The following is a 6,577-nucleotide window of genomic DNA, read 5'->3' as shown; positions in this document are numbered from 1 at the left end:
GAAATATTCCTCTGTGTCTTCTCTGTGTACCTCTGTGTTATTGTATCGATTTATTACACAGAGAACCACAGAGTTTTAACACAGAGTGCCACAGAGAAATCTGTTATAACCCCTTTTTAATACTTGCGAAACTTAAATTATATACATAAAAATTAATATAATTTTATTTTGTAATGGGATTTATTACATGATTGATTTCGCTCAAAAAATATAGTTTCAAATAATAAACACCCAAACATTCTCCTATTTTAACCAGATTTGGTAGTTTTAATCGAACACGAAGTTAAGTATAAAAACTTAATTTTCTAACATGGTTGTCGGTAGAAATTCCCGGGGCATGATTTAAATGTTTGATTTTTTAATTTATTACATAATATAAATTATTTTGGATAAGAAATCATCGTTTTGAAGATATCTACCAATATATCCATGACTATGAAGACTGGAAAAACTAAGATATTTTCATTTTTTGATACGCTCTAAATGGGCCCTAAAAAAGGTTGTCTGTATTAAATTGCAAAATACAGACAACCTTTTCAAAAATATTTATTGTAAAAATTGATCAGATATAACTTTTACAACCCGAAAACGCCAATCTCTCCCATAGTCATATATCTCTGAGGCCCGGTCAATCCCACAAACTTAAAATACCTGGCTCTGGGATGATTTGAAATTTCAAATAATTGTCCATCATCAATCGACCGGTTAAAGTTAAATATCCCCAAATCAGTCCAAGTTTTATTATCCGTACTCACTAACAATTGAAAAGTATTACATCCGTTGGCATCACCTGTTTTTCTATAAACCTTGAAAGAATAAACGGCAATTTCAATACCCATATCCACAGTAACATAATGCGGATAATTAGAAGTTGTTGCAGCAGTCTTCCAACCTGTAGTAATATTTCCGTCAATGAAAGTTTTAGCAGCCGATGTAGTGGTATTATCCTGGGAAGAAAAAGCCAATACGTTCCAGTTATTTTTTGAAATTTCAAAATACGTTTTCTCGGAGAAATCGGTATAAAAAGTATCAATAGATAAAGTTTTGGGCTTATATAAAGTTCTATATTGGAAAGTAGTACCCGGCATGTAATCCGATAGTTTAACCATCGTATCGGTTGTACTAACATATTGACTTTTAGACATGCCCAAATTATCCGTGTATTTCACCTCAGTGACAATAGCCCCGCTGGACACATCGGCAGCACCAAATATTATGGAAATCTGTCCAAGGCCGTCAATTCTGGAGGACTTCAGATAACGGTTTAAGATTTGGGACTGGTATTTACTCCCATAAGAACTGCCTATAATTTCGACCGGGATGGAAGGATTTCCGTTATTATCATAAGTTTTGATCACAAAAGAATAGGTTCTTTCCGCCAAACTATCAATAATAACGTTAACCGTATCCTCAACAGAGGGGATATTTACCTCGACCGAATCGCTATAATTGTTCCAGAAAACCCTGGCTTTAGTTACATTGGGATCAGATCCCCGCAGCCAGGAAAGTTTCACTCTATTCCGGCCGGCATAGGCCAAAACAGAATTCGCCTTACCCGCATAAGTTAATCCTCCGGGTACAACATATTGCTTATAGGTACTATCCATCTTTTTACAGCCATTAAACAAACCAAGGGATATGAATAATACCAATATATAACAGAATGTATTTTTCATCTTAAAATAATTTTATATTTTATTAGATATAAAAGTTCAACTTATTGGTTTAAAACATTATTGTATTGTTCCCCAGAAAGTCAATTCTCCTATCACATACTTTCCAACACCGGATCTGTCGCTTACCATCACAAAACGAATATAGCGTACAGCAGGCAGTCCGCCATCGAAAATGAAATCTTCACCCGCCTTGACAAAATCCATATCGCTGGCTGTATAAGAAGGATCAGGCAGTCCGGAAGGTTTTACGGATGTGAACGCGCCCAACTTCTGCCAATGGGTCCATCCCCCATCGGCATCAGGTGCATTGGATCCCCATATTTCAAAGGAATATACCCAGGAACCGTTGTAGGGGTAACTGGATCTCTGATAAAGTTTCATTCGGCTGAAAACAACATTCTGTCCCAAATCAATCGTAAAATATTGAGGTACAGTCATCACGTTGGATGCAAATATATTTTCATTGACATTTACAATATCATCCCATATTTTTTCCAAATTATACTGAGGTTGAACACTTTGCCATGTATCTCCGGGGAGCTTATAGGTTTTAAAAAGACTTTTGGGGATTAATTGTTCAGTCCACGGTGTTAATGATTTAACCAGAGTATCTGATTTGTTGTTCCATCTATCCCTTACAAATACGGCAAAGTTCTTTTCCACTGGAGCCAATCCCCTGCCGTAGAAACTTCCGTTTAGAGCATCTGTATAATCAGCAGTTACCGGGACCCAATTACCCTGACCGGTAGAATCGACCAGCACGATGATTGAAAGATCGGCCCGGAAGCTATTCAGGAAACTAACCCGTACACCGCCAAATGTAGCATCCAGAGTAAGCGTTTTAAATACAGAGTCCACCGCAGGAATAAGAGGCTTTACTTCTATCGTAAGGGGGGTGGATTCTTTTTCATTTTTCCCAACGCTATACAAATTTACTTCATGAGTCAGGGTATCCCCAAAACCCACCAAAGCAAGCGTATCCGTGAAATAAGAAGATTTGGCCTCCCGGGTCACCCCCGGTTGTATCTCGTACACGGCTTTTACATAGGACAGATTTTTATCCCGAGGAATTTTATAAGTAACAATGGCTCCGCCTGAAGTCGGGACCACATTAATATCACTAACCTGGGCCGGAGCCGGAGCATTGCTATCCAAAAAAAGATTTTTATCTTCCTTGCATCTGCTCAATAAAGTAGCGAATAAAAGTATAAGGATAAAATATTTTAACTTTTTCATAAGTATATAATTTATTTTTAAGGTTTTATGCAACTTCATGTTTGCTTTATTACGTCAGATGAGGAATCATCAGGGTCTTATCTTTATCCGCAAACCTGTTCGTTTCATATTGCTTAATATTAAATTTAAACATCAATTTTTAATTTTTGACCATAATGATTTACCATCCCAGGTTTTGAACCAGGTTTCGGTTAACCGTGATGTTATCATCCTTAATTGGCCAGAAGTAATCTTTTTCGCCAAATGTTTGGTTAAACAAGGTGACAGGTCTGTAATAAGCCTCCGGAAGTTCCTGATAACCATCCCAGCCCTGAATAGGAGCGTTCAACACATCTGAAGCTTCCTTCCAACGGCGCAAATCCCAAAATCTCTGGCCTTCAAAAGCCAGCTCTATCAGTCGCTCCTGATGTATAATGCTTCTTAACCCTTCTTTAGTCGTATATTTTGTAGGATTGGTTGAATAATTCGTCCAGGATGATTCAACCGACTGTAATCCTGCCCGTTCACGTACCCGGTTGATATAATCATAGGCTTCAGTCCCGGGCCCCTGGGATTCGTTCAATGCTTCGGCATACAAAAGATATAAACTGCTTAGGCGCATGACCGGCCAGGGATATTGAACAACTGAATATGTAGTCCCCGTTCCTACAACATTTTCAAAATGTATGATCTTTTTAATAAAGTACCCGGTAACCGTACTACGATCAGTCTGAATGGCATTTGCCTGTTTCCATTTTGCATATACGCAAAACAGCTTTGTATCCTTTGTATCGTCATAATTTCCCTGTCCATACCAAATGCCGCCATCAAAACCCAAATCAGCATAAAATCTGGGTTCTCGTTTAAAATTCAGATTTGCGGTTGTATAACCATTTTTGATATATAACTTATCGTCAAAACCTGCTTTTGATAAATTATATCTTTCACTGTAATTCCAGGTCACATCCTCATTGATGGGAACACCGTGTTCAGTATAGAACATTTCGACAATTTTCAAAGGAGGTGAAAATTCGCCCCTGGGTACGAAATTTTCAGGTTTTGTTACGTCCATGGCAGGTAAGGCCGTACCTTGTATAGAACAATAACTTTGAGTATTGGCCCAGATTATCTCACTATTCCACCGTTCACACAAGCTGTTTCTAATACTCAATTGAGTAACAATGGTATCGGTCAGATTATACTGCTGATAGTTTTTCGTATGTGTGTATAATTCCATACCTGCTTGATTGCAAACATCTATTGCCCGTTTGCAGGCGCTGGCAGCAGAATCCCATTTGGCCTGCGAATAGGTCTGGTTAAAAAGCTGTGTACCGTCATTATTTTTTAATGCAGCCTCATCGGTATTCCCGTTGAATAAAGGACTTGCGGCATACACCAGTACTTCAGCCTTTAAGGATACAGCAATAGGCTGGGTAATCCGCCCCAATTCCTTCACGGGGTCGGCTATGGTCAATGGCAGATTGGGAGCAGCCTCATCCAGAAGTTGGGTTATATAGCTAAAACAGGAATCAACCGGATCACGGCTTACTTTTACCTGGTTTACATCGGCATCAATCGACAAATTGGTTTTGATTACCGGAATGGGGCCATACATTCTCACTAAATAAAAATGATAATAGGCTTTCAGAAATTTAACCTCCGCAACCCACTGACTTCTCTCCGATTCATCTATGTCAGGTACTTTTTCGATATTCTCAAGGAAAATATTACAATCCCTAATCCCCTGATATAAGGAAGCCCAGCTATCACCATAAGGACTTACCTTATTTTGATATCCCCTGGCCAAATTAAAAAAGGTGCCATTATTGGTAGCGATACGCCAAATTTCATCACCGCCCAACATGGCCGGATCTCTATCCACATTCCCATCATCAGGCATGAATGAATAACAAGTGAATAAAAACTTCTCTGCCTGATTGCGCATGGTAAAAGCATTATCCAGCGTAGCAACATTATCCGGCACAACATCCAAATATTCTTTGCACGAGCTAATCAGCGTTAAGAAAATCAGCCCTAAAATTCCTTTTATTATATTTTTTTTCATCATATTTTCTGTTTGGTCTTTAAAAACAAAACTTTACGATTACTACTAAAGCCGGGTTAGGTTAATTAAAATTCAAATTAATACCGAAATTAATCACCTTCTGAATAGGATAACCCAGTCCGTTTCCCCCCATTTCCACATCCCATAACTTGAACTTGGAAAAATTCAACAAGTTAGTTCCATTTACATAAAAACGTAAATCAGAGGTATGTATCCTGTTCTGGATTTTCCGGGGAACGGTAAATCCCAGTTCAACTTGTTTGAGCCTTAAAAAAGAACCATCTCTCATGAACCAGGTACTGGTCTGGGTATTATTCGAGTTGACTGTTGGACTTAGTCTGGGCCAAAGAGCATATATATCCCGGTGGTCCTCCGACCAATAACTGTCAGCATAAGCTTTTAGCACCTGTGTTTGACCCTGGAAAGGGGAGGTTGCCACAGGATCTATCCAAAAGGATTCATTGGCCAGCCCCTGGAAAAAGGCTGAAAAATCGAAAGCCTTGTAACTTGTAGAAAAACCAAAGCCGTATGTAATTTCAGGTAAAGTCGGATTTCCTATAGGAACCATATCCGCTGCTGTAATCTCGCCATCGCGATTGACATCTAAATATTTAATGTCGCCCCCGCCATAAGTCCCAAAGTTTTGCTTGGGAGAATTTGCCGCGTCTGCATCGTCAATAAATAATCTTTCGGCTATATAACCGTACTGCTGATAAAGGGATTTCCCCACATGACTTCTATATGATTCTGCATATTGAGGTTCTTCGTAAACCAAATATTTGCTGGTAGCATAAGTAAAATTACCCCTGACTGAAAAGGAGAATCCATTACGAAACGCTTCTGCATAATCCAGAGAAAGATCCACGCCTTTTCCTGAAGCTTTTCCGACATTAGCCCGAATCGGAGCGGTAAATCCCATGGTAACCGGTATAGAAGCCCTGGTCATCAGGATATGATCACGGGTTTGGGTGTAATATTCGGCCTGCAAGTTTAACTTGCTGAACAGGCCTACTTCCAAAGCTACATTTTTTTGTTTTGAAGTTTCCCAGGTAATACCTTCATTTGAATATCTAGAAATAGATATGCCATTTAAGGAATATCCACCCGGATCACGGCCAAAAGTTGCGCCCATACTGGAATTATTCATGTTCAAATTAGACAAATAGAAGAAACGGTCGGTAGCTGAACCAATTTCATCATTTCCTATAAGTCCATAGGTAGTTCTTAACCTTAAATTGGTAACCACATCCTTATAAGGTTTGAAGAATTTTTCATTAGAAATACTCCAGGCCAAACCGGCAGAAGGGAAAAATCCGAAACGTTTTGTCTTGTAAAATCTTTCAGAGCCATTGTAACCAAAATTGAACTCCAGGAAATAGCGATTATCATAGGCATAAGTAGCTCTTCCAGATACGCCCAGGTTCCTGAACGGCAGGGATTGTTGAAGATCTCCGGCATTTGCATTTAACTGATTCCGCATCATGTAAACCAACAGGCCACTCAAATTGTGTTTTTTATTAAAAGTATTGTTATAATTCAACATAGATTCCATATAAAAACTGGAGGTCAGCGTTTTGGTTCCTTCGCTGTAGCCAAGGTATTCCGTACCTGTTGCATCATT

At 38.9% G+C, this 6,577-nt stretch carries 4 protein-coding genes; all 4 read right to left on the bottom strand.

Annotated features, from left to right (window positions below; all coding sequences use genetic code 11):
- Positions 1 to 575: 575 nt before the first annotated feature.
- Positions 576 to 1,676: a DUF4998 domain-containing protein gene (locus tag Q8907_10980; GenBank protein ID MDP4274791.1), complete on the bottom strand. Its 1,101-nt coding sequence runs from the start codon at positions 1,674 to 1,676 to the stop codon at positions 576 to 578.
- A gap of 57 nt (positions 1,677 to 1,733) precedes the next feature.
- A complete protein-coding gene (locus Q8907_10975; protein MDP4274790.1) occupies positions 1,734 to 2,912 on the bottom strand; it encodes a DUF5000 domain-containing lipoprotein in 1,179 nt (392 codons plus the stop codon).
- 160 nt (positions 2,913 to 3,072) lie between these two features.
- Positions 3,073 to 4,959 carry a RagB/SusD family nutrient uptake outer membrane protein gene (locus Q8907_10970; protein MDP4274789.1) on the bottom strand — a complete coding sequence of 629 codons (1,887 nt, stop codon included), beginning with the start codon at positions 4,957 to 4,959 and terminating at the stop codon, positions 3,073 to 3,075.
- A 58-nt stretch (positions 4,960 to 5,017) separates the two neighbouring features.
- The coding region (locus Q8907_10965) for a SusC/RagA family TonB-linked outer membrane protein (GenBank protein ID MDP4274788.1) at positions 5,018 to 6,577 on the bottom strand (1,560 nt) is incomplete at its 5' end.

The sequence above is a fragment of the Bacteroidota bacterium genome (assembly GCA_030706565.1).
GTDB lineage: Bacteria > Bacteroidota > Bacteroidia > Bacteroidales > JAUZOH01 > JAUZOH01.
Note: the sequence above shows the minus strand (reverse complement) of the source record. Positions and strands in the feature narration are given on the sequence as shown.